Origin of the sequence: Streptomyces sp. NPDC050418 (genome assembly GCF_044458745.1) — a bacterium.
GTDB lineage: Bacteria > Actinomycetota > Actinomycetes > Streptomycetales > Streptomycetaceae > Streptomyces.
In genome coordinates, this window is the sequence record NZ_JBITIG010000012.1 from 90,825 (window position 1) to 113,784 (window position 22,960).

The 22,960-nt window shown below is 71.5% G+C and carries 20 protein-coding genes; 8 read left to right on the forward strand and 12 right to left on the reverse strand.

What is annotated here, in order from left to right; translation table 11 throughout:
* Window positions 1-59: 59 nt before the first annotated feature.
* Window positions 60-821 (forward strand): methyltransferase domain-containing protein, encoded by a 762-nt coding sequence (locus ACIBI4_RS27455; protein WP_399206746.1) that lies wholly within the window; start codon window positions 60-62, stop codon window positions 819-821.
* Window positions 818-1,900, forward strand: coding sequence for a prenyltransferase/squalene oxidase repeat-containing protein (locus ACIBI4_RS27460; protein ID WP_399206747.1), 1,083 nt, complete (start codon window positions 818-820; stop codon window positions 1,898-1,900). The genes ACIBI4_RS27455 and ACIBI4_RS27460 overlap by 4 nt, the downstream gene beginning before the upstream one ends.
* A 9-nt stretch (window positions 1,901-1,909) precedes the next feature.
* On the opposite strand, the gene ACIBI4_RS27465 is transcribed toward ACIBI4_RS27460, so the two are convergent.
* A complete protein-coding gene (locus ACIBI4_RS27465; protein WP_399206748.1) occupies window positions 1,910-2,194 on the reverse strand; it encodes a hypothetical protein in 285 nt (94 codons plus the stop codon).
* Between the two features lie 230 nt (window positions 2,195-2,424).
* On the opposite strand from ACIBI4_RS27465, the gene ACIBI4_RS27470 reads away from it, so the two are divergent.
* Window positions 2,425-2,940, forward strand: a complete 516-nt coding sequence (locus tag ACIBI4_RS27470; protein WP_399206924.1) for a hypothetical protein — start codon at window positions 2,425-2,427, stop codon at window positions 2,938-2,940.
* A gap of 152 nt (window positions 2,941-3,092) precedes the next feature.
* Here the strand turns inward: ACIBI4_RS27470 and ACIBI4_RS27475 are convergent, their stop codons facing one another.
* Window positions 3,093-4,100 (reverse strand): LLM class F420-dependent oxidoreductase, encoded by a 1,008-nt coding sequence (locus ACIBI4_RS27475; RefSeq protein ID WP_399206749.1) that lies wholly within the window; start codon window positions 4,098-4,100, stop codon window positions 3,093-3,095.
* Window positions 4,101-4,224: 124 nt separating this feature from the next.
* Window positions 4,225-5,064 (reverse strand): hypothetical protein, encoded by an 840-nt coding sequence (locus ACIBI4_RS27480; protein ID WP_399206750.1) that lies wholly within the window; start codon window positions 5,062-5,064, stop codon window positions 4,225-4,227.
* A 347-nt stretch (window positions 5,065-5,411) separates the two neighbouring features.
* Here ACIBI4_RS27480 and ACIBI4_RS27485 point away from each other — a divergent pair, with 347 nt between their 5' ends.
* Entirely contained in the window at window positions 5,412-6,062 is a 651-nt protein-coding gene (locus ACIBI4_RS27485) for a class I SAM-dependent methyltransferase (RefSeq protein ID WP_399206751.1), read from the forward strand.
* A 28-nt stretch (window positions 6,063-6,090) separates the two neighbouring features.
* On the opposite strand, the gene ACIBI4_RS27490 is transcribed toward ACIBI4_RS27485, so the two are convergent.
* From ACIBI4_RS27490 to ACIBI4_RS27510, 5 genes are all read right to left on the reverse strand, one after another.
* Window positions 6,091-6,912, reverse strand: coding sequence for an ATP-binding cassette domain-containing protein (locus ACIBI4_RS27490; RefSeq protein ID WP_399206752.1), 822 nt, complete (start codon window positions 6,910-6,912; stop codon window positions 6,091-6,093).
* Entirely contained in the window at window positions 6,909-8,864 is a 1,956-nt protein-coding gene (locus ACIBI4_RS27495; RefSeq protein WP_399206753.1) for a dipeptide/oligopeptide/nickel ABC transporter permease/ATP-binding protein, read from the reverse strand. The genes ACIBI4_RS27490 and ACIBI4_RS27495 overlap by 4 nt, the downstream gene beginning before the upstream one ends.
* Window positions 8,861-9,883: an ABC transporter permease gene (locus ACIBI4_RS27500; RefSeq protein WP_399206755.1), complete on the reverse strand. Its 1,023-nt coding sequence runs from the start codon at window positions 9,881-9,883 to the stop codon at window positions 8,861-8,863. Before ACIBI4_RS27500 ends, ACIBI4_RS27495 begins: the two co-directional genes overlap by 4 nt.
* Before the next feature lie 88 nt (window positions 9,884-9,971).
* On the reverse strand, window positions 9,972-11,546 hold the full coding sequence (locus ACIBI4_RS27505; protein ID WP_399206756.1) for an ABC transporter substrate-binding protein: 1,575 nt from the start codon (window positions 11,544-11,546) through the stop codon (window positions 9,972-9,974).
* A 189-nt stretch (window positions 11,547-11,735) separates the two neighbouring features.
* Complete coding sequence (locus tag ACIBI4_RS27510) at window positions 11,736-13,160, reverse strand: amidase (protein WP_399206757.1); 1,425 nt, start codon at window positions 13,158-13,160, stop codon at window positions 11,736-11,738.
* Between the two features lie 188 nt (window positions 13,161-13,348).
* Between ACIBI4_RS27510 and ACIBI4_RS27515 the strand changes: the two genes are divergently transcribed.
* From ACIBI4_RS27515 to ACIBI4_RS27530, 4 genes are all read left to right on the forward strand, one after another.
* Window positions 13,349-14,308 carry an N-acetylmuramoyl-L-alanine amidase gene (locus ACIBI4_RS27515; protein ID WP_399206758.1) on the forward strand — a complete coding sequence of 320 codons (960 nt, stop codon included), beginning with the start codon at window positions 13,349-13,351 and terminating at the stop codon, window positions 14,306-14,308.
* 66 nt (window positions 14,309-14,374) lie between these two features.
* Entirely contained in the window at window positions 14,375-16,531 is a 2,157-nt protein-coding gene (locus ACIBI4_RS27520; protein ID WP_399206759.1) for an acyl-CoA dehydrogenase, read from the forward strand.
* A gap of 15 nt (window positions 16,532-16,546) precedes the next feature.
* A complete protein-coding gene (locus tag ACIBI4_RS27525) occupies window positions 16,547-17,734 on the forward strand; it encodes a lipid-transfer protein (protein WP_399206760.1) in 1,188 nt (395 codons plus the stop codon).
* 107 nt (window positions 17,735-17,841) lie between these two features.
* Window positions 17,842-19,287 carry an MFS transporter gene (locus tag ACIBI4_RS27530; RefSeq protein WP_399206761.1) on the forward strand — a complete coding sequence of 482 codons (1,446 nt, stop codon included), beginning with the start codon at window positions 17,842-17,844 and terminating at the stop codon, window positions 19,285-19,287.
* An 18-nt stretch (window positions 19,288-19,305) separates the two neighbouring features.
* Here the strand turns inward: ACIBI4_RS27530 and ACIBI4_RS27535 are convergent, their stop codons facing one another.
* The 4 genes from ACIBI4_RS27535 to ACIBI4_RS27550 form a co-directional block, all read right to left on the reverse strand.
* The gene (locus tag ACIBI4_RS27535) at window positions 19,306-19,851 is read right to left on the reverse strand and encodes a dihydrofolate reductase family protein (RefSeq protein ID WP_399206762.1); all 546 of its coding nucleotides are present in this window, start codon (window positions 19,849-19,851) and stop codon (window positions 19,306-19,308) included.
* A 66-nt stretch (window positions 19,852-19,917) separates the two neighbouring features.
* Complete coding sequence (locus ACIBI4_RS27540) at window positions 19,918-21,084, reverse strand: sensor histidine kinase (protein ID WP_399206763.1); 1,167 nt, start codon at window positions 21,082-21,084, stop codon at window positions 19,918-19,920.
* A 2-nt stretch (window positions 21,085-21,086) separates the two neighbouring features.
* Entirely contained in the window at window positions 21,087-21,812 is a 726-nt protein-coding gene (locus ACIBI4_RS27545) for an ABC transporter permease (RefSeq protein ID WP_399206925.1), read from the reverse strand.
* Between the two features lie 2 nt (window positions 21,813-21,814).
* Window positions 21,815-22,747, reverse strand: a complete 933-nt coding sequence (locus tag ACIBI4_RS27550; RefSeq protein WP_399206764.1) for an ATP-binding cassette domain-containing protein — start codon at window positions 22,745-22,747, stop codon at window positions 21,815-21,817.
* Window positions 22,748-22,960: the final 213 nt, after the last annotated feature.

Consider the following 22,960-nt stretch of genomic DNA (forward strand, 5'->3'; position numbering starts at 1 on the left):
CTCTCCCCGAGCGTGACGCCCGTGATTCCAGCCGCACCCGACCACGAAGGCAGGCCTGAGTGCTGACCGTCGACTTCTCCCGTTTCCCGCTCGCCGCAGGCGATCGTGTGCTCGATCTCGGCTGCGGTGCCGGGCGGCACGCCTTCGAGTGCTACCGGCGCGGTGCGCAGGTCGTGGCGCTCGACCAGAACGGGGACGAGATCCGCGAGGTCGCCAAGTGGTTCGCCGCCATGAAGGAGGCCGGGGAGGCGCCCGAGGGTGCCACCGCCACCGCCATGGAGGGGAACGCGCTCCAACTCCCGTTCCCCGACGAGTCCTTCGACGTCGTGATCATCAGCGAGGTCATGGAGCACATCCCCGACGACAAGGGCGTGCTCGCCGAGATGGTGCGCGTCCTGAAGCCGGGCGGCCGGATCGCCGTCACCGTGCCGCGCTACGGGCCCGAGAAGGTCTGCTGGGCGCTCAGCGACGAGTACCACGAGGTCGAGGGCGGCCACATCCGCATCTACAAGGCCGAGGAACTGCTCGGCCGGATGCGCGAGGCCGGACTCAAGCCGTACGGCACCCACCACGCGCACGCGCTGCACTCGCCGTACTGGTGGCTCAAGTGCGCCTTCGGCGTCGACAACGACAAGGCGCTGCCGGTGCGCGCGTACCACCAGCTCCTGGTGTGGGACATCATGAAGACGAAGGGCATCTCGACCCTGACGCGCGCCGCCGAGCGGGCCCTCAACCCCGTCATCGGCAAGAGCTTCGTGGCCTACGCGACCAAGCCGCACCTGCCCCGCGCCGCCGTGGCCGAGCCGGCGGGCGCCAAGTGACGACGCCCCGGACGCAGCATCTCGTACTGCCCGGGGTCCTCACCGCGGAGCAGGCCGCGCACACCGTCCGAGGCATCCTCGCGTGCCAGCGCGAGGACGGCGCCATCCCGTGGTTCCGCGGCCACCACCTCGACCCGTGGGACCACACCGAGGCCGCGATGGCGCTCGACACCGCCGGCGAGCACGAGGCCGCCGAGCGGGCGTACGACTGGCTCGTACGGCACCAGCGCGAGGACGGCTCCTGGTTCGCGGCGTACGCCGACGGGGACGCGGAGGCCGTCACCGACCGCGGCGCCGAGTCCAACTTCTGCGCGTACATCGCCGTCGGCGTCTGGCACCACTACCTCGCCACAGGCGACGACACCTTCCTCGACCGGATGTGGCCCGCCGTCCGCGCCGCCGTCGAGTGGGTGCTCGCGCTGCAGCAGCCCGGCGGGCAGATCGGCTGGAAGCGCGAGGAGGACGGGACGCCCGTCACCGACGCGCTCCTGACCGGCTCCTGCTCCATCCACCAGGCCCTGCGCTGCGCCCTCGCCATCGCCGAGCAGCGCGAGGAGCCGCAGCCCGACTGGGAGCTGGCGGCCGGTGCGCTCGGCCACGCGATACGCAGCCACCCCGAGCGGTTCCTCGACAAGGACCGCTACTCGATGGACTGGTACTACCCGGTCCTGGCCGGAGCGGTCACGGGCGCGGACGCCAAATCCCGTATCGAGGACGGCTGGGACCGCTTCGTCGTGCCCGGGCTCGGTGTGCGCTGCGTGTCGCCCAACCCGTGGGTCACGGGCGGCGAATCCGCCGAACTCGCCCTCGCGCTCTGGGTGATGGGGGAGTCCGACCGGTCCCTTGAGATCCTCAAGTCCATCCAGCATCTGCGCGACCCCGAGTCGGGCCTGTACTGGACGGGATACGTCTTCGAGGACAGCGCGATCTGGCCGCAGGAACTGACCGCGTGGACCGCAGGCGCACTGCTGCTCGCCGTCGCGGCGCTCGGCGGCCACGAGGCGACGTGCGCGGTGTTCGGCGAGCACCGGCTGCCCACCGGGCTCGAGCCGGACTGCTGCGATCCGGTCCGCGGTTAGTCCCGAGGGCTAGCGGCGGAGGCGGTTCGCCACGGAGTGGCCGACCGCCAGGTACACCACCGCGGCCAGGCCGTACCCGGCGACGACGCGTGCCCAGGCGTCGTCGAAGGTGAACAGGTCGTGGGACCAGCCTGCGAGCCACCGTGCGACATCGCGTACGAACTGGACGAGGTCGTTGGCGCGGTTCGCGTCCAGGAGATCCATCAGGATCCACAGGACGAGGATCGCGGCCAGGACGTCCGCGACGAGGGCGACCGCACGGGCCGCCTGCACTGTCTTGCCGTTTCGGGCCATGGGCCACGAGTGACCCGATCAGAGGTGGTCAAACCCGGCGCCGGGCCAGTGGGTCGTACAGGAGTACGGCCGGTGGTGCACGGATGGGCTCGCCCGAGTGGCGGCACCACGGCAACCGGGTGAGGCTGCCGGAAGGGCCGCGGATCCTCCACGGCGCGGCCCGCGCTCATCGTGGGAGGTCCACTGTGCTCAGCTCCGCCTCGTCCGTACGCCGTCCCCTCGTCGCCCGCATGCTCGTCGCCCTCGCCCTGTGCGGGGCGTTGCTCGCGGGCACCACGGCGTGCGGTTCCAGCGACAACGACGCCGGGGCCGAGCCGAGCGGGACCAGCACCGCCGAGAAGCAGAAGTTCGCGAAGACGCGGTTCGTGGCCAATGCGGGACTCGCCGCCGGGGCCGCGTATCAGTGGATCATCAAGCCGGCGCGCGACGGGAAGTTCAAGAGCGGCGCCGACGGGCGGAAGTTCACGCTGGTCAAGGCCGGTCTGGCCGGGGCGTTCGCGTACAACCGGCTGAAGGCCGCGGCGAAGAACGCCGAGGGTGACCCGCTGCTCTCGAAGGCCGTCGCGCCGCTGGTTGCCGGGATCGAGTCGCTCAAGGACCTGCCGTCCAAGCTGCGGAAGGGGGAGGGGGCGGATGATGTGGCCGGGGTGTTCGACAACGTGATCAACTCGGTGAAGGACGCGGGGAAGGAAGCGGGGGCTCCTGTGGTGGACAAGGTGCCGTCTCTGTCGCAGCTGGGGGGCTGAGGGTTCGTTCTCGGGTGCGGGCCGGGGGCGCCTGCGGCGGGCTTTTCTCCCCCACCCCGCCCCTTCCCGAAACCGGGGCTTAGCCCCGGACCCCTCATCCGAACTTCGTTCGGATCGCCTCAAACGCCGGCGGGGCTGAAAAGTGCCGTCCGCTAGCCCAATTCCGACAGCACCCGCAGCGTCTCCATGTCCGGAGACATCAGCAGCAAGTCCGTGACCGGGCCCTTGCGCCACAGCTCCAGGCGTTCCGCGATGCGTTCGCGGGGGCCCACCAGCGAGATGTCGTCGGCGAAAGTGTCCGGGACCGCCAGGATCGCCTCCTCCTTGCGGCCCTCCGCGAAGAGCTGCTGGATCCGGCGGGCCTCCGCCTCGTATCCCATACGGGCCATCAGGTCCGCGTGGAAGTTCTTCGACGCGTGACCCATGCCGCCGATGTAGAAGCCGAGCATCGCCTTCACCGGGAGCAGGCCCGCCGCGACGTCGTCACAGACCTGGACCCGCGCCATCGGGGCGATACGGAAGCCCTCGGGGAGGTCCGTGAGGGAGGCCTCGTAGACGTCGGTGCGGGTCGGTGACCAGTAGAGGGGGAGCCAGCCGTCCGCGATACGGGTGGTCTGCGCGATGTTCTTCGGGCCCTCCGCGCCGAGGAAAAGGGGGAGGTCGGGGCGGAGGGGGTGCGTGATCGGCTTCAGGGGTTTGCCGAGTCCGGTGCCGTCCTCTCCCGCGTACGGGTGCGAGTGGAAGCGGCCGTCGAGGCTCACCGGGCCTTCCCTGCGCAGGACTTGGCGGATCACGTCCACGTACTCGCGTGTTGCCGTCAGCGGGCTGCGCGGGAACGGGCGGCCGTACCAGCCCTCCACCACCTGCGGTCCCGAGAGCCCGAGCCCGAGCATCATCCGGCCGCCCGAGAGGTGGTCGAGGGTCAGCGCGTGCATCGCCGTGGCCGTCGGGGTGCGGGCGGCCATCTGCGCCACGGCCGTGCCCAGCTTGATGGTCGAGGTGTGCGAGGCGATCCAGGTGAGCGGCGTGAACGCGTCCGAGCCCCAGGCCTCCGCGGTCCACACGGAGTCGTAGCCGAGCCGCTCGGCCTCCTGGGCCAGCGCGACGTGTTCGGGCTTGGGGCCGCGTCCCCAGTAGCCGAGGGTGATCCCTAGCCGCATCCCAGTGCCCCCATCCCGTTAGCTGACGGCTCGTCAGTTCTGGGCACTGTAGGGGGTGGACCGGGACAAGGCAACGGCCCTCCGCCTCACAAGAGGCGAAGGGCCGTCGACGTGCGTGCGGGGGTCAGCCGCGCTGGATGCCCGTCGTGTCCTGGAGGACGCCGCGGCGGCCGTCCTGCGTCTGGGCGACGATGCCGGGACCGCGCTGCTCGACCGCCAGGTACCAGGTGCCCGGGGCGAGTTCGGCGATCGGGGTCGGGTTGCCATCCTCGCCGTACAGCGGACGCTGGACCGGCACCGCGAACCAGAACGGCGCGAAGTCCCCGCCGGCCTGCGGCGCGCCGCCCTGCTGCGGACCGGGCTGCGTCGGCGCGGGACCCTGCTGCGGGAACCCGCCCTGCTGCGGCTGGCCCGGCTGACCGCCGTACGGCTGCTGCGGCTGGCCCTGCTGGGCACCCGGGTAGCCGTAGCCGCCCTGGGGCTGCTGGCCGTAGGCCGGGGCCGGGGGCTTGGGGCCGCCGGAGAGGGGGGCCTGCAGGGCCGGGACCAGGTTGGTGGCGACGGCGGCGCCGGCGAGGGCGAGGGCGGCGATGAGGCCGAGGATCATGCCGGTGCCGGCATCGACCTGGTCCGAGGGGAAGCCCTCCGCGGCGTCGAGGTAGCCCGGCAGGTCGAACATCTTGAAGAGCGCGCTCAGTGCAGAGGTGATCGTGAACGCGACGCCGATCTGCCCGAGCTCGAGGCCCCCGACCTTGCGGGCCGGCTGCTGGGCGCGGCCCACGGCGATGAGCGCCGCACCGATGATGCCGAGCAGGTACATGCTGATCAGGAGGGTTCCGTCGTCCCAAGCCGTGGGGGCGTTGTCACCCTCTTCATCGAACGTGGTCAGGAAAGAGGCGATGAACAGCAAAACCGCTGCCGCGATCACCACGCCGTCGCCTCGGGTCAGAGAGCGGAAATTCACCTTAGGTCCTTCGTCGTCGAGTCGTCGGTGGGCGTCACAGTCGCCGGTGCACCGGGTGTCCGGCGCGGGCAAGGTCCCATCGGCGGCCCCCCATCGTACGGATGACACTATCGCCCGGTCGGCCAGGGTGTCTGCTCGGTATAAAGACCCCGGCAGTCTGCCCGGCTGTGAGCAAGGAGATGCGGGAGGCCGCTATTGGTTCCCGTTTGGATACGGCAGCATGGGCGACTCGGGGAACGGGCGTACGCGTACGGCGAATGCGCAGGCGATTACGCACATGACCCGCACAACTCCTGCCTATCACCTCGCCGTACGCATGCCGTACGAACGCCGCACCGGAGGCCCTGATGTCCGCGATCCCGAAGCCCGAAGTGCAGGCCGCTTTCGAGGCCGCAAAGGGTTTTATGCCGCTCGGCGAGGGACTCGCCCTGTACGCGGCCGCGGTCGAGGCCGGTGACCTGGGACTTCCGCTGCTCGAAGTGGGCACGTACTGCGGTCGCTCCACCGTCCTGCTCGCCGACGCCGCACGGCAGACCGGCACCACGGCGCTCACCGTCGACCACCACCGCGGCAGCGAGGAGCAGCAGCCGGGCTGGGAGTACCACGACCCGGAGGTCGTCGATCCCGAGGTCGGCCGGATGGACACGCTCCCGACCTTCCGCCGCACCCTTCACAAGGCGGGCCTCGAAGAGCATGTGATCGCGCTCGTGGGGAAGTCGCCTCAGGTGGCGCGGGTGTGGGGAGGATCACTCGGCTTCGTGTTCATCGACGGCGGCCACACCGACGAGCACGCCACCGCCGACTACGAGGGCTGGGTGCCGCACCTCGCCGAGGGCGGGCTCCTCCTGATCCACGACGTGTTCCCGGACCCGGTGGACGAGTTCACCGGGCAGGCCCCGTACCGCATCTATCTGCGGGCGCTCGCGTCCGGCGCGTTCACCGAGGTGTCCGCGACCGATTCGCTGCGGGTGCTGCGGCGGACCGGCCCCGGACTCTGAGCCCCCTCGGCGCCTCCGGCTCCTTCCGTTACTTGGATACGGACGCGCCGCCCCGCTCCCGCAGCGGCTTCCCGTCCGGGACGCTCGCGAGCAGCAGCTTCGTGTAGTCGTGCCGCGGGGCCGAGAAGATGCGGTCGCGCTGCTCGTGCTCCACGATCCGGCCGCCGGACATCACCGCCACCTCGTCACTCACATGCCGTACGACGGCGAGGTCGTGCGAGATGAACAGCATGGTCAGCCGCATCGAGGCCCGCAGGTCGCGCAGGACGCCGAGGACCTCCGCCTGGACGGAGCAGTCGAGCGCGGAGGTCACCTCGTCGGCCACGATCACCTCGGGGCCGACCGCAAGCGCCCGTGCGATGGCGACGCGCTGGCGCTGGCCTCCGGAGAAGGCGTGCGGGTAGCGGTCGGCGGCGTCGGGGTCGAGGGACACCTTCGCGAGCAGCTCCGCGATGGCCTCGCGGTGGCCCGACGCGCGTCCGCGCAGCGGGTCGATGGCCTCGGCGAGCGCGTCGCCGACGGTCATCCGCGGGTTGAGGGACGCGTACGGGTCCTGCGGGATCAGCTGGATGCGGCGCCGCAGCCGGGCGATCCGCTCGCGGCCCGCGCCGGCCAGGTCCTCGCCGTCGATCAGGATCCGGCCCGAGGCGGGCTTGACCAGGCCGACGACCACCTTCGCGAGCGTCGACTTGCCCGAACCGGACTCGCCGACGAGGCCCAGCGTGCGGCCCTCGTCGAGGCCGAGGGTGACGTCGTGCAGCACATGTTTCCGACGGGAGCCGAAGCCGAACGAGACGTTGACGCCGTCGAGGCGGAGCACCGAGGACTGCGTCACCGAGGTCTGGGTCATCGGGTCGTCTCCTCGGGGTCACGGGTCGGTGATTGCTCAGGCAGTACGGGGCCGGTGAGCTGCTTCCGTACCGACACGCCCTGCCCGTCGGCCGGAGCCGTCACATGGCAGGCGGCCGAGGCCCCGTCCGCCGTCGCGACCATCACCGGCCGCTCCTCGCGGCAGACGGGCCGCACCAGCGCGCAGCGCGGGGCGAACGCGCAGCCCGTGGGGCGTTCGGCGGGCTGGGGCGGGCGGCCGGGGATCGAGGCCGGTTCGGTGTCCTCGTCGACGGCGGGCGTCGCCGCCAACAGGGCGCGGGTGTACGGGTGGTGGGCGTCCTTGGCGCGCAGCTGCTCGGCGGTCAGCTCCTCGACGAGGCGTCCGCTGTACATGACGAGCACCCGGTCGCAGACCGAGGAGACCACCGCGATGTCGTGCGAGATCAGCAGGATCGCCGTGCCGTCCCGGTCGTTCGCCTCCAGGAGCAGCCGCAGGACCTCCGCCTGCACGGTGACGTCGAGCGCGGTCGTGGGCTCGTCCGCGATCAGGAGCTTGGGCTGGGTGAGCATCGCCGAGGCGATCATCGCGCGCTGCCGCTGGCCGCCGGAGAGTTCGTGCGGGTACTGCTTCATCCGCGCCTCGGGGTGCGTGACCTGTGCGAGCCGCAGCTGCTCCACCGCGCGCCGCGCCGCCTGGGACCGCGCCACGCCGCCGTGCACCCGCAGTGTCTCGGTGAGCTGTCCGCCCAGCTTGAGTACGGGGTTGAAGGAGGAAGAGGGGTCCTGGTAGACGATGCCGATCTCGGTGGCCAGCCGGGAGCGGGCCGGGCTGCCGGTCAAGTCCAGGTCGCCGACCCGGAGTTGGGCCGCGTCGGCGGTCAGGGGTTCCGGCAGCAGCTTGGCCAGGGACATCGCCGTGAGCGACTTTCCGGAGCCGGACTCGCCGACCACGCCGACGATCTCGCCGGGCGCGATGGAGAGCGAGACGCCGTCCACGAGCCGGGTCCCGTCGGGCAGCGACACCACGAGGTCCTGGGCGACGGCCACCGCGTCCCGGGGCAGCCCCGTTTCGGAGGCGGCCGCCAGTGCGGCCTTCACCTTCGCGCGGTCACCGCCCTTGGACCCGGTCCGCTCCGACGGATTGAGCGCGGCCGCGAGCCCGTCGCCGATCAACCCGCCCGCCAGCCCCGCGAGCACGATCGCGATGGACGGGCCGACCACGGGCGCGGGGTTGTTGTAGATGTCCTGCAGCCCGTCGGCGAGCAGCTTGCCCCAGTCGTACGACGGGACCTGCACGCCGATGCCGAGGAACGACAGACCCGACAGGGCTTTCAGGGACACGGTGAAGGCCACCGACACCAGGACGAGCAGGGGTTCGGCGATGTTCGGCACGATGTGCCGGCGAAGCAGCCGCAGCGGCGGGACGCCGAGCAGCCGGGCGGTGGAGACGAAGTCGCGGCCCGCGATGTTCGCGGCGAGGTTGGTGGTGAGGCGGGCGAAGGCCGGGCAGGTCGCCAGGCCGATCGCGACGACGGAGGTGACCTCGCCCGGGCCGAGCACCGCCGCGACGATCATCGCGAGCAGGACGGCCGGGTAGGAGATCATCACGTCGATCAGCCGCTGCCCGACCTCGCGCACCCGCGGCCCGGCGACCCAGATCGCCGCCCCGAGCCCGATGCCGCCGACGGCCGCGATGGCTGTGGCGCCGAAGCACATCAGGAGCGTGGTGCGGGCCGCGACCAGGGTGCGGGCGAGGACGTCGCGGCCCTGCGGGTCGGTCCCGAACCAGTGCTCCGAGGACGAGGGCAGATACGGCGTGCCGCCGAGCGCCTCGGCCTTGTCGCCCCAGATCCACGGGGCGATCACGGCGAGCACGAGCAGCCCGGCCATCACGGCGAGTCCCGCGATCAGCCCCGGGGTCGGGCGCGGGCGGCGGCGTGGCGCCGCGGGTCCGACGGCGGCGATGGTCATACGGCGTTGCCTGCCTTCGCGTTGAGCGTCCGGGGGTCGAGCAGCCCGAGGACGACGTCCACCAGGAGGTTGAGCAGGGCGGCGAGCAGGCCGATCACCAGGACCATGCCCTGGATGACGGGGTAGTCGCGGGCGATGATCGCCTTGAACGAGGCGAGCCCCACGCCGGGCCAGGCGAACACCGACTCGACGATCACGGTGCCGCCGAGCAGCCCGACGAGGATGAGCCCGCCGACCGTCAGCGTCGAGGTCAGCAGATTGGGCAGGGCGTGGCGCGCGTACAGGCGCAGACCGCGCAGCCGGCGGCCGCGGGCCGTGCGCAGGTAGTCCATGGTCAGGACGGCCGAGGTCTCCCGCCGTACGATCCGCGCGAGCGTGCACACCGGCCCGATGCTCACCGCGAGCACCGGCAGCACCATCGCGGACAGCGAGGCGGCACCCGACGGCGGCAGCCACGCCAGCTTGACGGCGAACAGGGCCACGAGCAGCGTCCCGAGCACGTACTCCGGAATGGCCTGCGCGAACGCGGTGACCGAGGTGAACGTGGTGTCGAGGCCGCGCCGCCGTCCGCCGCGGCAGGCCACCGCGACGGCCATGCCGAGCGGCACGCTCAGGACCAGCACCACCACCATGGCCATCAGGGCCAGTTGGGCCGTGAACGGCATCCCGTCGCCGATCATCTTCCCGACCGGCTGCCCGGTCTGGAACGAGGCGCCCAGGTCCCCGCGCAGCAGCCCGCCCACGTAGTCCGTGAACTGCGTGAACACCGGCTGGTCGAGCCCCATCTCGTGGCGCGCGTCGGCCAGTTGCTCCGCCGTGCCGTTCGCGCCGATCCTGGCCTGCGCCGGATCGCCCGGCATCAGCTTGACCATGAGGAACGTGCCGACGACCAGGGTGATCAGCACGCCGGCCAGGCCGACGGCCCGCCGCACGGCGAACGCGAACCAGGGCGAGCGGGCCCGCCCGGCCGTTTCACGGGCCGGCGGGCCCGGCTCTGCTACGACTGCTGCTTCGGCCACCGGCCGTCCTCCATCTGCGCGGTAGGGACACGGGGTACGGGGTGCTGCCGCGGCCCGGCCGCCTCGCAGACAGCCGGGCCGCGGACGTTCACTTCTTCAGGCGCACGGTGGAGGCGTCGAGGATGCCGTCCGGGGAGGCGATCTCCACCTTCTTGCCGGTGGTGTAGTACGCCTTGATCGCCGTCAGGGGCAGGACGTCGCGGTTGGTGAGGAGTGCCTTCTGGGCCTTCTCCCAGGCCGCGCACTTCTTGGCCTCGTCGATGTTCGCCATCGCCTCGCCGAAGCCCGCCGCGAACTCCTTGTTGTCGACCTGGCCGAAGTTGCGTCCGGCCGGCGGTGCCTCGCCGACGAGGAGGCTCGCCGGGTGGGTCAGCAGGTTGGTGGTGTTCACGTTCGGCAGGACGGTGATGTCCCAGTCGCCCTTGCCGCCCGGCACCTCGGTCGCCCACGTGGTGTTGTCGACGTTGCGCAGCTCGACCTCGGCGCCTGCGGCCTTCAGGACCGCCTGCACGTATTCGTTGCCTGCGCCGCCCGCCACCGCGTTGGTGCCGACGACCTTCACCTTCACGCCCTTGAGCGCCTTCGCGGCGGCCTTGTCCGGCTTCGCCAGCCACGACTCCTCGGTGGCGGCGCACGGCACCGACTTGTCGGCGAGCGAGGAGATGATCTCGCCGGTGCCCTTGGTGACGGTGTCGTTGAAGCCCTTGCGGTCCACCGCGGCCCCCACCGCCTCACGGAACTCCTTGTCCGCGCCCGGGTGGCCCTTTGCCTGGTTGAACACCACCATCATGCGGATCAGCGGCGTGGGCACCATCGTCACCTTGTCCGGCGCCTTCGCGAGGCGGGCCGCGTCCGGGCCCGTGATGCCCGCGTAGTCCAGCGAACCACTCAGCAGCTCGTTGGCCATCGTGGACTCGTTCGGCAGGATCTTCAGGACCACCGACCCGGGCGCCTCGCCCTGCGGTGCCTTCTTGTACTTGGCGCCCCAGGTGTAGCCCTCGCGGCCCGCGAGCGTGTACGTGGATCCGGCGACCGACTTGTCGAGGTACCAGCGTCCGGTGCCGGCGCCCTTGCCCGCGCTCTTCAGGAGCGCCTCGTCCTTGAGGGCCTTCGGGCAGACGATTCCGGCCTGCGGACTGCTCAGCCCGTACAGGAGGTCCGAGTACGGCTTCGCCAGCTTGACGCTGACCGTGTTCGCCTTGTCGTCGGCGGTGATCGTCGCGGTGTTGCCCGCGCCGAACGCCGGGTAGCCGCCCGTCTTCGGGTCGGCGAGCCGCTTGAGGGAGGCCGCGATGTCCGTGGCCGTCAGTTTCGTACCGTCGGTGCAGGTGATGCCCTCGTTGAGGGTGAAGTTCGCCTCGCTCGCCGACGTCTGCTCCCAGCTCTTGGCCAGGTTGCCCACGATCTCGCCGGCGTCGTCGCGGCGCACCAGGACGTCGTACAGCATCCGGTCCATGTACAGGTCCTGCACCGCCGTGCCCTTGGCGGGGTCCAGCGTGGTCGGGTCGCCGGTGAGCTGCAGGGTGGCCGAACCGCCGCCCCCGCCCTTGCCGCCGCCCGCGCCGGGGTCGTCACTGGTGGTGCAGGCCGTGGCGGCCAGACCCAACGCCGCGACAAGCGCGGCCGTACGGACCGCACCGGTGGTCTTGACCGAACGTGCCATTTTCCAGCCTCCAAGGGCGTACGTGCCCGGGCAGGGCGCGACAACGACAGGCCGCGACTCGGGCCGTGCCGGATGGTGCGGGCATGAACTGTGTGGGGTCTGATGCCTGAACGGCGTGAGAAGGGAAGGGAGTTGAGGCCCGGACGGCGGATCAGCAGGAGAGCGGCGGATCAGCCGAAGAGTGGAGGATCAGCCGAAGAGCGGTGGCCGTTCCCCCGCCCAGGGCCGTGCGGCCTCGATCTGCGCGCACAGCGCGATGAGCTGCGCCTCGCCGGCGGGACGCCCGGCGAGCATCACCCCGATCGGCACGCCCTCGGCGCTGCGGCCGAGGGGCAGGCTCGCGGCGGGCTGGCCGCTCGCGTTGAACGCGGCCGTGTAGCAGCTGAGTCCGGTCTGGCGCTGCGCCTCCTGGAGCGCGTCGCCCTCCTGGAACCACTCGGGGGCGGGCGGCTGGATCGCGAGCGTGGGCGAGAGCACCGCGTCGTACGGGCTCTGCGCCTCGACCGCGCGACGCGACGCCAGCTGCGCCCCGCTCATCGCGTCGAGGAACTGCTCGGCGCTCAGGCCGCGTCCGATCTCCCGCCACCACTTGCTGAGCGGCCGCAGCGCGTCCTCGCCGGCGGTCTTGAGCAGCAGCGACTGGGTGGCCCAGATGCCGAGGAACGAGTCCTTGAGGGAGTTCCCGAAGGGGTTCGGGATCTCCACGACCTCGTGGCCGAGCGACGCGAGCAGCTCCGCGGCGGCCGTGTGCGCGTCCCGGATCTCCGGGTCGACCTCGAGCTCCGGCAGCCCCGGGTCCGTGTAGACACCGATCCGCAGCCGGCCCGGGTCGCGTCCCGCGTACTGCAGAAACGTCTCGCCCTGGGGGAGCGGCGGCGCCCAGTACGGATCGCCGGGCTGCGGCACCGCGAGCGCGTCCAGCATCGCGGCCGCGTCCCGCACGGTCCACGACAGCGGGCCCTGGATGGTGAACCCGGTCACGTCGCTGCCGGCCGGACCGTTGCTGACCCGGCCCCGCGACGGCTTCAGACCGAAGATCCCGCAGCACGCCGCGGGGATCCGGATGCTGCCGCCGCCGTCGCTGCCGTGCGCGAACGGCACGAGCCCCGCCGCGACCGCGGCCGCCGCGCCCCCGCTGGAGCCGCCCGCGGTACGGGTGGGGTCCCAGGGGCTGCGCGCGGGACCGGCCAGATCGTTGTCCGTGTATCCGGAGAGCCCGAACTCGGGGGTGTTCGTCTTGCCGAGGCTGATCGTCCCCGCCGCGCGCAGCAGCCGTACGGCGTGCGCGTCGGCCTCCGGGGTGAACTCCTCGAAGGCCTTGGACCCGAAGGTGGTGCGGGCGTCCGCCGTCGCTGTCAGATCCTTGATCGCGGTCGGTACGCCGAAGAGCGGCGGCAGCGTGTCGAGCTCACCCTCCGTGAGCCGCTGCGCGGCGGATGCGGCCTGGTCACGGGCGCTTTCCGCGGTTACGGTGAGGAACGCGCCAAGCCGCTCGTCGTACCGTGCAATGCGGTCCAGGTGGTGCTCGACCAGCTCCACGGGACTGATGTCGCCGTCTCGTACGGCCGCGGCCTGTGCCACGGCATCGAGCTCGTGCAGCCCGGACTGCCCCATTGCGAATCCTCCTGCGCCTTGCTGTTCGGTGAACTGGGCGAGTGGTGTCAGGCATCACACCTTTGACCCCGTCACCCTGTCAATACCGACCGGTTGGTACGGCGCATAACGATTACGTCGCGCCATGTCTCCAGGAGGGATCCGGGAGGGATCCGGGCAGGTGAAGCGGTGCGGCTAGGCTCGCTCCCGTGTCGTACGACAATCCGGATGACCCAGGCCCGTACCCGCGCCGTCCCTTGAGGCGGGGCGGTGGTCTCGTCGCGGTCGCCGCGCTGGTGCCGGCCGCGCTGGCCGGCTGGCTGCTGTGGCAGGCGATGGGCGGGACCGCCGACGAGGACGAGCCGCCGAAGGTGCTGCCGCTGCCGAGCGCGAGCTCGAAGGGCGAGCCGTCCGGTGCGGCCTCCTCGAAGACCCCGGACGACCCGAAGCCCTCGAAGTCCTCGGCGAAGCCGTCGAAGAAGGCGCCGTCGAAGGGGCCCCTGGACGGCAAGGTCGTCGTCCTCGATCCCGGCCACAACCCGTCGAACTTCAAGCACCCGGGCGACATCGCCCGCCAGGTCGACATCGGTACGAACAAGAAGGAGTGCGACACGACGGGAACGTCCACCAACTCCGGCTATACGGAGGCGGAGTTCACCCTCGACGTCTCGCACCGCGTCCGCGACCTCCTGGAGGACCAGGGCGCGACCGTCAAGCTGACCCAGGACCGCGACCGCCCCTTCGGTCCCTGTGTCGACGAGCGCGCCGAGATCGGCAACAAGGCCGAGGCGGACGCCGTGGTCTCCGTGCACGCCGACGGCTCCGGCAGCGGCAACCGCGGCTTCCATGTGATCCTCCCGGCGGCCGTCCACGCGGGCGGCGCGGACACCCGCGCGGTCGTCGCGCCCTCCCGCGATCTGGGTGTGCGGATCGCGGGCCGCTTCGTCAGCGCGACGGGCATGAAGCCCTCGAACTACATCGGCGAGGGCACCGGTCTCGACGTCCGCCGCGACCTCGGCGGCCTCAACCTCACGACGGTCCCGAAGGTCTTCGTCGAGTGCGGCAACATGCGTGATTCCCAGGATGCGGCCCTGCTGACCAGCTCTTCCTGGCGGCAGAAGGCGGCGAAGGGGATCGCGGACGGGATCTCCGGCTTCCTCAAGTCCTGACGGTCCGTCAAAAGCCACTGTCATCTGACCTTCCGTCAGATTGAAACGTGTTCTACTCTGCCCGCCATGGGGATCGGGATCACGCAAGAGCAACGCGAGTTGGCCGATGCGGTGCGCGGATGGGTGGCCAGAGCCGTGCCGCCGGAGGAAGTGCGCAAGGTGCTCGACGCACCCGCCGGCGGCGGGCGGCCGGACTTCTGGAGCGCTCTCGCCGAACAAGGACTGCTCGGGGTGCATCTGCCGGAGGAGTACGGCGGCGGGGGCGGTGACCTCGTCGATCTCGCCGTCGTCGTGGAGGAGGCCGCGCAAGGCGCGCTGCCCGGGCCGCTGCTCGCCAACTCCCTGGCGTCCGCGGTGCTTCGGCGCGCGGGTGAACAGGAGCTCGCGGCCGCGCTGGCCGAGGGCGAGCGGATCGGGGCCGTGGCGCTCGCGGCCGGGACGCTGACCTTCGTCCGCGACGACGAGGGGTACCTGCTCGACGGCGAGGCGCCGCCGGTCCTCAGCGCCGGCGAGGCCGATGTGGTGCTGCTGCCCGCGCAGGGCGCCGAAGGGGTGCGGTGGTTCGTGGTCGAGGCCGCGGATCTCGCCGTACGCATCCAGGAGAGCGCCGATCCGACCCGGCCCACCGCCGAGGTGCGGGCCGAAGGGGTGCGGGGGCGGCTGATCGAGGCCGACTCCGGGCTCGTACGGGATCTCGCCGCCGTCGTGTTCGCGGCCGACGCGTGCGGGACCGCCGCATGGGCGCTGCGCACCGCCGCCGAGTACGCCAAGGTGCGCGAGCAGTTCGGGCGGCCCATCGGACAGTTCCAGGGCATCAAGCATCTGTGCGCCGACATGCTGGTGCGGGTCGAGCAGGCCCGCGCGCTGGTGTGGGACGCGGCGCGCGCGGCCGGTGAAGAGGCCGCGGAAGTACGGGAGCTGGCGAGCGCCCTGGCCGCTTCCGTCGCACTGGACGCCGCGTACGCCTGCGCCAAGGACTGCATCCAGGTGCTCGGCGGTATCGGGTTCACCTGGGAACACGACGCGCATCTGTATCTGCGGCGCGCGCTCGTCGCGCGCCAGCTGATGGGCGCCGGGGACGCGCACCGGCTGCGGGCCGTACGGCTCGCGGAGGGCGGGGCGCGGCGCGAACTGCGGCTCGAACTGCCCGCCGAGGCCGAGGAGTTCAGGATGCAGGCGCGCGCGGTGATCGAGCCCGTGTGCGGCCTCGACCCCAAGGTCGTACGACGTGAGCTCGCGCCCACCGGCTACACCGCCCCGTACCTCCCGAAGCCCTACGGGCTCGGTGCCGGGCCCGTGCAGCAGCTGGCCGTGCAGCAGGAGCTGCGGGCCGCCGGCGTGAAGGTCTCCGACCTGGGGATCGCCACCTGGGTGGTGCCCTCGCTCATCGCCTACGGGACGCAGGAGCAGCAGGACCGCTACCTCGCGCCGACTCTGCGCGGCGAGCTCATGTGGTGCCAGCTCTTCAGCGAGCCCGGCGCAGGCTCCGATCTCGCCTCGCTCAGGACCAAGGCCGAGCGGGTCGAGGGCGGCGGCTGGAAGGTCAACGGGCAGAAGGTGTGGACGAGTTCCGCGCACACCGCCGACTACGGGATTCTGCTCGCCCGGACGAACCCCGACGCGCCCAAGCACAAGGGCCTCACCTATTTCGTCATCGACATGAAGAACACCCCGGGAATCGATGTCCGGCCGCTGCGGGAGATCAGCGGCGAGGCCATGTTCAACGAGGTGTATTTCGACGATGTGATGCTGCCCGCCGACGCGGTCGTCGGCGAGATCGACGGGGGCTGGAAGGTCGCGCGCAATACGCTCGGGAACGAACGCGTGCACATGGCCGACCAGATGACCTTCGACACCGGCCTGGAAATGCTGATCGCGCGGGCCGCCGATCTCGACAACGCCACCCGCGCCCGGATCGGCGCGCTCACGGCCGAGGCGCACGCGCTCGCGTGCATCGGACTGCGCACCACGCTGCAGCAGGTCTCCGGGCTCGAACCGGGCGCCGGAGCCTCCATCCGTAAACTCGTCCAGACCCCTCACCAGCAGAAAGTCGCCGAGCTCGCGCTGGAACTCCTCGGTCCCGCAGGCGCGTTGCGCGAGGGTCCGGGCGCGCGGGCCGTGCACTCCTTCCTCATGTCCCGCTGTCTCACCATCGCGGGCGGCACCACCCAGGTCCAGCTCAATGTCGTCGCCGAGCGCATTCTCGGCCTGCCCAGGGACTGAAAGGCAACCGGAGACATGAAGACGTACATCGTCGGCGTCGGAATGACGAAGTTCGAAAAGCCCGAGAGCCGGGACTGGCAGTACTGGGACATGGCGAAGGAGGCCGGTACGAAAGCCCTGGAGGACGCGGGGATTTCGTACGATCTCGTGGAGCAGGTGCCGGTCGGCTACTGCTTCCAGGCTTCGACGGCCGGTCAGCGGGCCGCGTACGAAATAGGGCTCTCGGGTGTTCCCGTCTACAACGTCAACAACAACTGCGCGACCGCGTCCACCGCGTTGATGATGGCCCGGCAGTTCGTGGCCGGCGGGCTCAACGACTGTGTGCTCGCGCTCGGCTTCGAGAAGATGAAGAAGGGCGCGCTCGGCGGCGGCGCCGACGGCGGCGACTTCAAGACCTCGCCCGTCGCGCGCCACTACGGGATCATGGCCGCCAAGCACGGCTTCGAGATGTCCCCGCCCACCGCCCAGATCTTCGGCGACGCGGCCCGCGAGCACATGGAGCTGTACGGGACGACCGAGGCGCAGCTCGCGGCGGTCGGCGCGAAGAACCACCGGCACTCGGCGAACAATCCGTACGCGCAGTTCCAGGACGTCTACACCGTCGACGAGATCCTCGCCGCGAAGTCCATCCACCGGCCGCTGACGAAGCTGCAGTGCTCGCCCACCTCGGACGGGTCGGCCGCCGCGGTCGTCGTGTCGGAGCGGTTCGTGGAACGGCACGGCCTGGAGGACAAGGCCGTCGAGATCGTCGCGCAGACGATGACGACCGACACCGAGGAGTCCTTCGCGTCCGGCTCGTGCATCGACGTCGTCGGCAAGCCGATGTCGGCGGCGGCGGGACGCCAGGTCTTCGAGCAGGCCGGACTCGGCATCGACGACGTCGACGTCATCGAGCTCCACGACTGCTTCTCCGTCAACGAACTCCTCACGTACGAGGCGCTCGGCATGTGCGGCGAGGGCGAGTCCGGGAAGCTCGTCGAGTCCGGCGCGACGACCTACGGCGGCAAGTGGGTCGTGAACCCGTCGGGCGGCCTCATCTCCAAGGGCCACCCGCTGGGCGCGACCGGGCTCGCGCAGGTCGCGGAGCTGTCGTGGCAGCTGCGCGGGGAGGCGGGCGCCCGTCAGGTGGACGGGGCCCGCGTCGGCCTTGCGCACAACATCGGACTGGGGGGCGCGGCCGTCGTCACACTGCTGCGCAAGTAGGCGACGCGGCGCCCGGCCGCACACGCGAGTCCTAGTCCCCAAGACCGATGGCGGGTGCATCGAAACCCCGATGCACCCGCCGTCCGTCGCCTGAGAGCATGGCCCGCATGCCCCCGATACCCACCGAAACCGCGCTCGCCTCCCGCCCGCCCAGGACCCGCTCCATTCCCACCTGGGCCGTGGTGCTCACCGCCTGTGCGGGACAGTTCCTCGTCGTGCTCGACGTGTCCGTGGTGAACACCGCGCTCCCGTCGATGCGGTCCGATCTCGGGCTCAGCGCGCTGGGGCTGCAATGGGTGGTCAACGCGTACTCGATCGCCTTCGCCGGGTTCATGCTGCTCGGCGGACGGGCCGGGGATCTCTTCGGGCGCAAGCGGATGTTCCTCGTGGGGCTCGCGCTGTTCACCGCCGCCTCGCTGGCCGGCGGCCTCGCGCAGGAGAGCTGGCAGCTCCTCGCCGCCCGCGCCGTCCAGGGGCTCGGTGCCGCGGTGCTCGCGCCGTCCACCCTGACGCTGCTCACCTCGGCCGTGCCCGAAGGGCCCGCGCGCGTACGGGCCATCGGCACCTGGACCGCCGTCGGCGCCGGCGGTGGCGCGGCGGGCGGACTCGTCGGCGGGGTGCTCACCGATCTCCTGTCGTGGCGCTGGGTGCTGCTCATCAACGTGCCGATCGGCGTGGTCGTCCTGGCCGCCGCCGTCTTCTGGCTGAGCGAGAGCCGCGGCGGCGAGCGGCGGCGGCTCGACCTGCCGGGCGCGGTCCTGGTCACGGCGGGCCTGGCGACCCTCGCGTACGGCATCGTGCAGACCGAGGTCGAGGGCTGGACGGCGCCCGCGACCCTGGTCCCGCTGGCCGCGGGACTCCTCCTCATCGCCGCGTTCCTGCTCGTCGAGGCGCGCACCAAGGCACCGCTCATGCCGCTCGGACTGTTCCGGCTGCGCTCGGTCGCCGCCGCCAACGCCGTGATGATGGTGTGCGGCGCGGCCAGCTTCGCGATGTGGTTCTTCATGACGGTGTACGCGCAGAACGTGCTCGGCTACTCCGCCATCGAGGCCGGACTGGCCCTGATCCCCTCGTCGTTGACCGTGATGCTCGGCTCGAAGATCGCGCCCGGCCTGATGCGGCGGATCGGGGCGAAGAACGTCACCGTCATCGGCATCCTGACCGCCGCGTCGGGCTACGGAATCCAGCAGGCGACGATGACACCCGACGGCGCGTACGTCACCTCGATCCTGCTTCCCGGCATCCTGATGATGCTGGGCGCGGGCCTGGCCATGACCCCGCTCGCGTCCCTCGCCACCTCGGGAGCCGCGCCCTCCGAGGCCGGTCTGGTGTCGGGTCTGATCAACACCTCGCGCACGATGGGCGGGGCACTGGGTCTGTCGATCCTGTCGACGATCGCCGCCGCGCAGTCCGGCGGCGGATCGGACCCGGTGGCGCTGACGGACGGCTACGCGGCCGCGTTCCGTACGAGCGGGCTGATCCTGCTCGGGGGAGTGGTGCTCGTGCTGCTGTGGATACCGAACGCGGAGAAGCAGGCCGCGAAGGCGGCGTAGAGCCCTTGGGCGCGGCCGCTACTTGCGGACGCGGAACCGCAGCATCGTGACCCCGCCCGAGTGGACGGTGCTGTACGGCTCCAGGTCGACGCGGTCGAGGCCCGGCGGCGCGAAGCGGATGCCGTCGCCGAGCAGCACCGGCAGCACGTACACAAGGATCTCGTCGACGAGGCCGTGCCGCAGGCACTGGGCGGCCAGGTCGCCGCCGAGGATCTCCAGGCTCTTCCCGCCCGCGGCGGCCCGCGCCGTGGCCACGGCCTCCTCGACGCCGCAGCTGAGGAAGGTGACGTTCGGGTCCGGCTCGTCGGGCGGCCGGTGCGTGAGGACGAACTGCGCCCCGCCCTCGTAGTCGGGCGTCGCGGGTCCCTCCGCGGCCATGCGCTTGCCGACCTCGTACGTGCGCCGGCCGATCAGCATGGCGCCGGTGGCCGCCATGACCTCGGGGAACGTCGCCGACGTCATGTGCTCGAAGACCCAGTCCATCGCGTCGCCGGGTCCGGCGATGAACCCGTCCAGGGACATCACCCTGTTCACGACGACTTTGCCGGTGCTCGCATCCGTCATGCGTCCACTCCGAAGCAGGTGGCGGTCCGGGGTCGCATCATAGGCCCGTGAGGGCCGCGATCCCCGTCATCCCACCGACTGTTGCGCGGCGCCCGCGTCGGCGGGCAGCGTCACCACGACGCGGAAGCCGCCCTTTTCCTCCGGCCCCGACTCCAGGCTGCCGCCCGCCTGCGCCAGCCGCTCCTTCAACCCCCGCAGCCCGCTGCCGGGCGAACCGGCGCCCTCGCCCCGCCCGTTGTCGGTGACCGTGAGGCGGGTGGAGTCCGCCGTGCCCGCGAGGTCGATCCGGCAGGTGGTGGCGCCCGAGTGCCGTACGACGTTGGTGACCGCCTCGCGGACCACCCAGGCGAGCAGCGCGCCCGTCACCGGCGCGGGCGGCGGCCCCGACTGGCGGACCACCGGCTCGACGCCCGCGGAGGACAACGTGTCGCGGGCGCGGTCGAGTTCGGCGGTCAGGCTCGACTCGCGGTAGCCCGTGACGGCCTCGCGGATCTCGGTGAGCGCCTGCCGGCCCACCGTCTCGATGTCGGTGATCTGGGCCAGCGCCTTGTCGAGGTCCACGGCCGCGAGCCGCCGCGCTGCCTCCGACTTCACCACGATCAGCGACATGGTGTGCCCGAGCAGATCGTGCAGATCGCGCGAGAAGCGCAGCCGCTCCTGGTCGACGGCGGTACGCGCCAACTCCTCGCGGGTCTCGCGCAGTTCGAGGACCTTCTCCGAGAGCGCGAGGATCGCGGCCGTGACAAGACCGGAGAGCAGCGTGCCGTAGCCGCTGGTCACCGCCGACCAGGCGTCCGTGTCCCGCCACGCCCCGGTGAGCGCCGCCGAGCAGGTGAGCACCCCGACGGTCCAGGCGAGCCGCCGCCCCCGCAGCGACGTGCCGACCGCGAGGGACAGGAGGGGGAACAGCGCGAGCCACGGACCCCCGTACCCGATCGCCAGTCCGTACGTCACCGCCGCCATCCCCGAGAGCGCCGCGTACGTCCACCAGGTGTCGCGCGCACGGGGGTCGAAGGCCTGCAACACCACCGAGACGTAAAGGGAGTTGAAGACCAGGAGCCCGATGCCGCCCACCCACGGGTTCGGCGTCTCGCCCCGCACGACGTTCGACAGTGCCCCCATACCCAGGAGCAGCCACGGCAGGAACGCGTAGGCGCTGCGCGGACCGGGCCGCCGCTGCCTGCTCCTGCGGGGCGCGCGGCGGATGCTCTCCGAGGTCGTCACGGGGGCCATCGTCACACCGTCCGGGCCGAACGACGATAGGAACGGGCGGCATACGTACCGAACAGGAGCAGCCAGCCGAGCAGTACGGCGACGGTGGTGAGACCGGGGGCGGTGCCCTCCGTGGTTGCCCAGCCGAGGTCGGCGAAGCTGTGCGCGGGCGTGTAGTCGGACACGGCGCGCAGCCAGGCGGGGAAGAGGTCGGCCGGGAACCACAGGCCGCCGATGACCGCGAGACCCATGTTGCAGATCATGTTCGCCACACCGGTGACCTGGGTGCTGAGCCGGTAGCCGTTGCCGAGGCCGAGCAGGGTGAACGGCAGGGCTCCGAGCCACAGGAGCAGGACGAGCGCGATCCACTGCCAGGCGTCCATCCGCACGCCATTGACGAGGGCGCCCGCGAGCAGCACGGCGGTGATCGCGGGAAGGACCGTCACCGAACCGCTCAGCGCGCGGCCCGTCACGGCCTGGCGCGGGGTGAGCGGCGTGACGCGCAACTGGCGCAGCCAGCCGGCCGAGCGGTCCTCGGCCACGGCGCCGCCGGTGGCGAGCGCGGCGCCGAGCGCACCGTAGGCCGCCATGCCGACCATGGCCGAGACCTTGTACGCGGCGGCCTCGTCACCGGCCATGCCGAGGTTCGTGAAGAGCAGGTACATCATGACGGGCATGCCGATGCCGAGGACGACGAAGCCGGTGTCGCGCAGGGTGCGGCGGATCTCGAGGCGCAGGTAGTCGAGCAGCATCACACGGACTCCATCACGTCGGTCGGCTGGGAGGGGTTGTCGTCCCGGCCGGTGGTCAGGTCGAGGAACGCGGTCTCCAGGGAGGTCGGCTCGACCCGGAGGCCCCGGATCGCCCCCTGCCCGGCCAGGGCGATCACGGTCGCGTCCGAGTCGTCGCTGCGCAGGCTCGCGCGGTCGCCGCGGATCTCCACGGCCGTGACACCCGGCAGGCCGCCCAGCCGGCCGGAGCCCTGCCCGGCCAGGTCGAACGAGACGAGCGTGCCGCCGGCCATCCGCTTGAGGTCGTCGGCCGAGCCGTCCGCGACGATCCGGCCGCGGTCGATGACCACGATCCGGTCCGCGTTGGCGTCGGCCTCCTGGAGGTAATGCGTCGAGAAGAGAACCGTGTTGCCGCGCCGCGCGTAGCCCCGCATCGCCTCCCAGAACAAGCGGCGCGCCTCCACGTCCAGGGCGGCGGTCGGCTCGTCGAGCACGATCAGGCCGGGGTTGCCGGCGAGCGCGAGGGCGAACCGTACCCGCTGGATCTGACCGCCCGAGAGCTTGTCGACGCGGCGGTCGGCGACCTCGTTCAGATCGGCGAGCGCGAGCGCCTCGGCGACCGGCATCGGGTCCGGGTAGGTGCGGCCCACGAAGGTGACGAGCTCGCGCACCGTGACCCGCGGGATGGGCCGGCCGTCCTGCAGCATCGCGCCCACCATGCCCTGGCGCACGGCGCGCTCGGGGCTCATGCCGAACAGCCTGACCGAGCCCTCGTCGGGCTCGTCGAGGCCGAGCAGCAGCGAGATCGTCGTGGACTTGCCTGCGCCGTTGCGGCCGAGCAGCGCGACGGTCTCGCCGCGCGCGATGCCGAGGTCGACACCGTCCACGGCACGGACGGCGGGGAAGGCCCTGACCACCTGGTTCAGGTCCACGGCTTGCGGGGTCGTTGTCATGGAACGACCGTACGGAGCAGGGGGGTCGGCCCAGTAGAACCTCCTGTCAGGACCTCCGTAGGACAAATGTCATGGGTGGCGGTATGACAGTGCGGCCCGCGCGTGGTCGGCGTTCCCGGCCAGTCATCTGACGTGGCGTCAGAACTTGCCGCCGGAACCCTTCCCAACTGTCAGGGGCTGCGTTATACATGGGGATCACCGGCTAGAACGCGT

What these genes read in the sequence shown, in the direction of transcription:
- ACIBI4_RS27505 (WP_399206756.1), bottom strand. Translation starts at nt 11,546, where the DNA reads ATGGCACGTTCGGTCAAGACCACCGGTGCGGTCCGTACGGCCGCGCTT.
- ACIBI4_RS27485 (WP_399206751.1), top strand. Translation starts at nt 5,412, where the DNA reads ATGTCCGCGATCCCGAAGCCCGAAGTGCAGGCCGCTTTCGAGGCCGCA.
- ACIBI4_RS27495 (WP_399206753.1), bottom strand. Translation starts at nt 8,864, where the DNA reads ATGACCATCGCCGCCGTCGGACCCGCGGCGCCACGCCGCCGCCCGCGC.
- ACIBI4_RS27520 (WP_399206759.1), top strand. Translation starts at nt 14,375, where the DNA reads ATGGGGATCGGGATCACGCAAGAGCAACGCGAGTTGGCCGATGCGGTG.
- ACIBI4_RS27525 (WP_399206760.1), top strand. Translation starts at nt 16,547, where the DNA reads ATGAAGACGTACATCGTCGGCGTCGGAATGACGAAGTTCGAAAAGCCC.
- ACIBI4_RS27475 (WP_399206749.1), bottom strand. Translation starts at nt 4,100, where the DNA reads ATGCGGCTAGGGATCACCCTCGGCTACTGGGGACGCGGCCCCAAGCCC.
- ACIBI4_RS27490 (WP_399206752.1), bottom strand. Translation starts at nt 6,912, where the DNA reads ATGACCCAGACCTCGGTGACGCAGTCCTCGGTGCTCCGCCTCGACGGC.
- ACIBI4_RS27465 (WP_399206748.1), bottom strand. Translation starts at nt 2,194, where the DNA reads ATGGCCCGAAACGGCAAGACAGTGCAGGCGGCCCGTGCGGTCGCCCTC.
- ACIBI4_RS27535 (WP_399206762.1), bottom strand. Translation starts at nt 19,851, where the DNA reads ATGACGGATGCGAGCACCGGCAAAGTCGTCGTGAACAGGGTGATGTCC.
- ACIBI4_RS27470 (WP_399206924.1), top strand. Translation starts at nt 2,425, where the DNA reads ATGCTCGTCGCCCTCGCCCTGTGCGGGGCGTTGCTCGCGGGCACCACG.
- ACIBI4_RS27530 (WP_399206761.1), top strand. Translation starts at nt 17,842, where the DNA reads ATGCCCCCGATACCCACCGAAACCGCGCTCGCCTCCCGCCCGCCCAGG.
- ACIBI4_RS27540 (WP_399206763.1), bottom strand. Translation starts at nt 21,084, where the DNA reads ATGGCCCCCGTGACGACCTCGGAGAGCATCCGCCGCGCGCCCCGCAGG.
- ACIBI4_RS27550 (WP_399206764.1), bottom strand. Translation starts at nt 22,747, where the DNA reads ATGACAACGACCCCGCAAGCCGTGGACCTGAACCAGGTGGTCAGGGCC.
- ACIBI4_RS27510 (WP_399206757.1), bottom strand. Translation starts at nt 13,160, where the DNA reads ATGGGGCAGTCCGGGCTGCACGAGCTCGATGCCGTGGCACAGGCCGCG.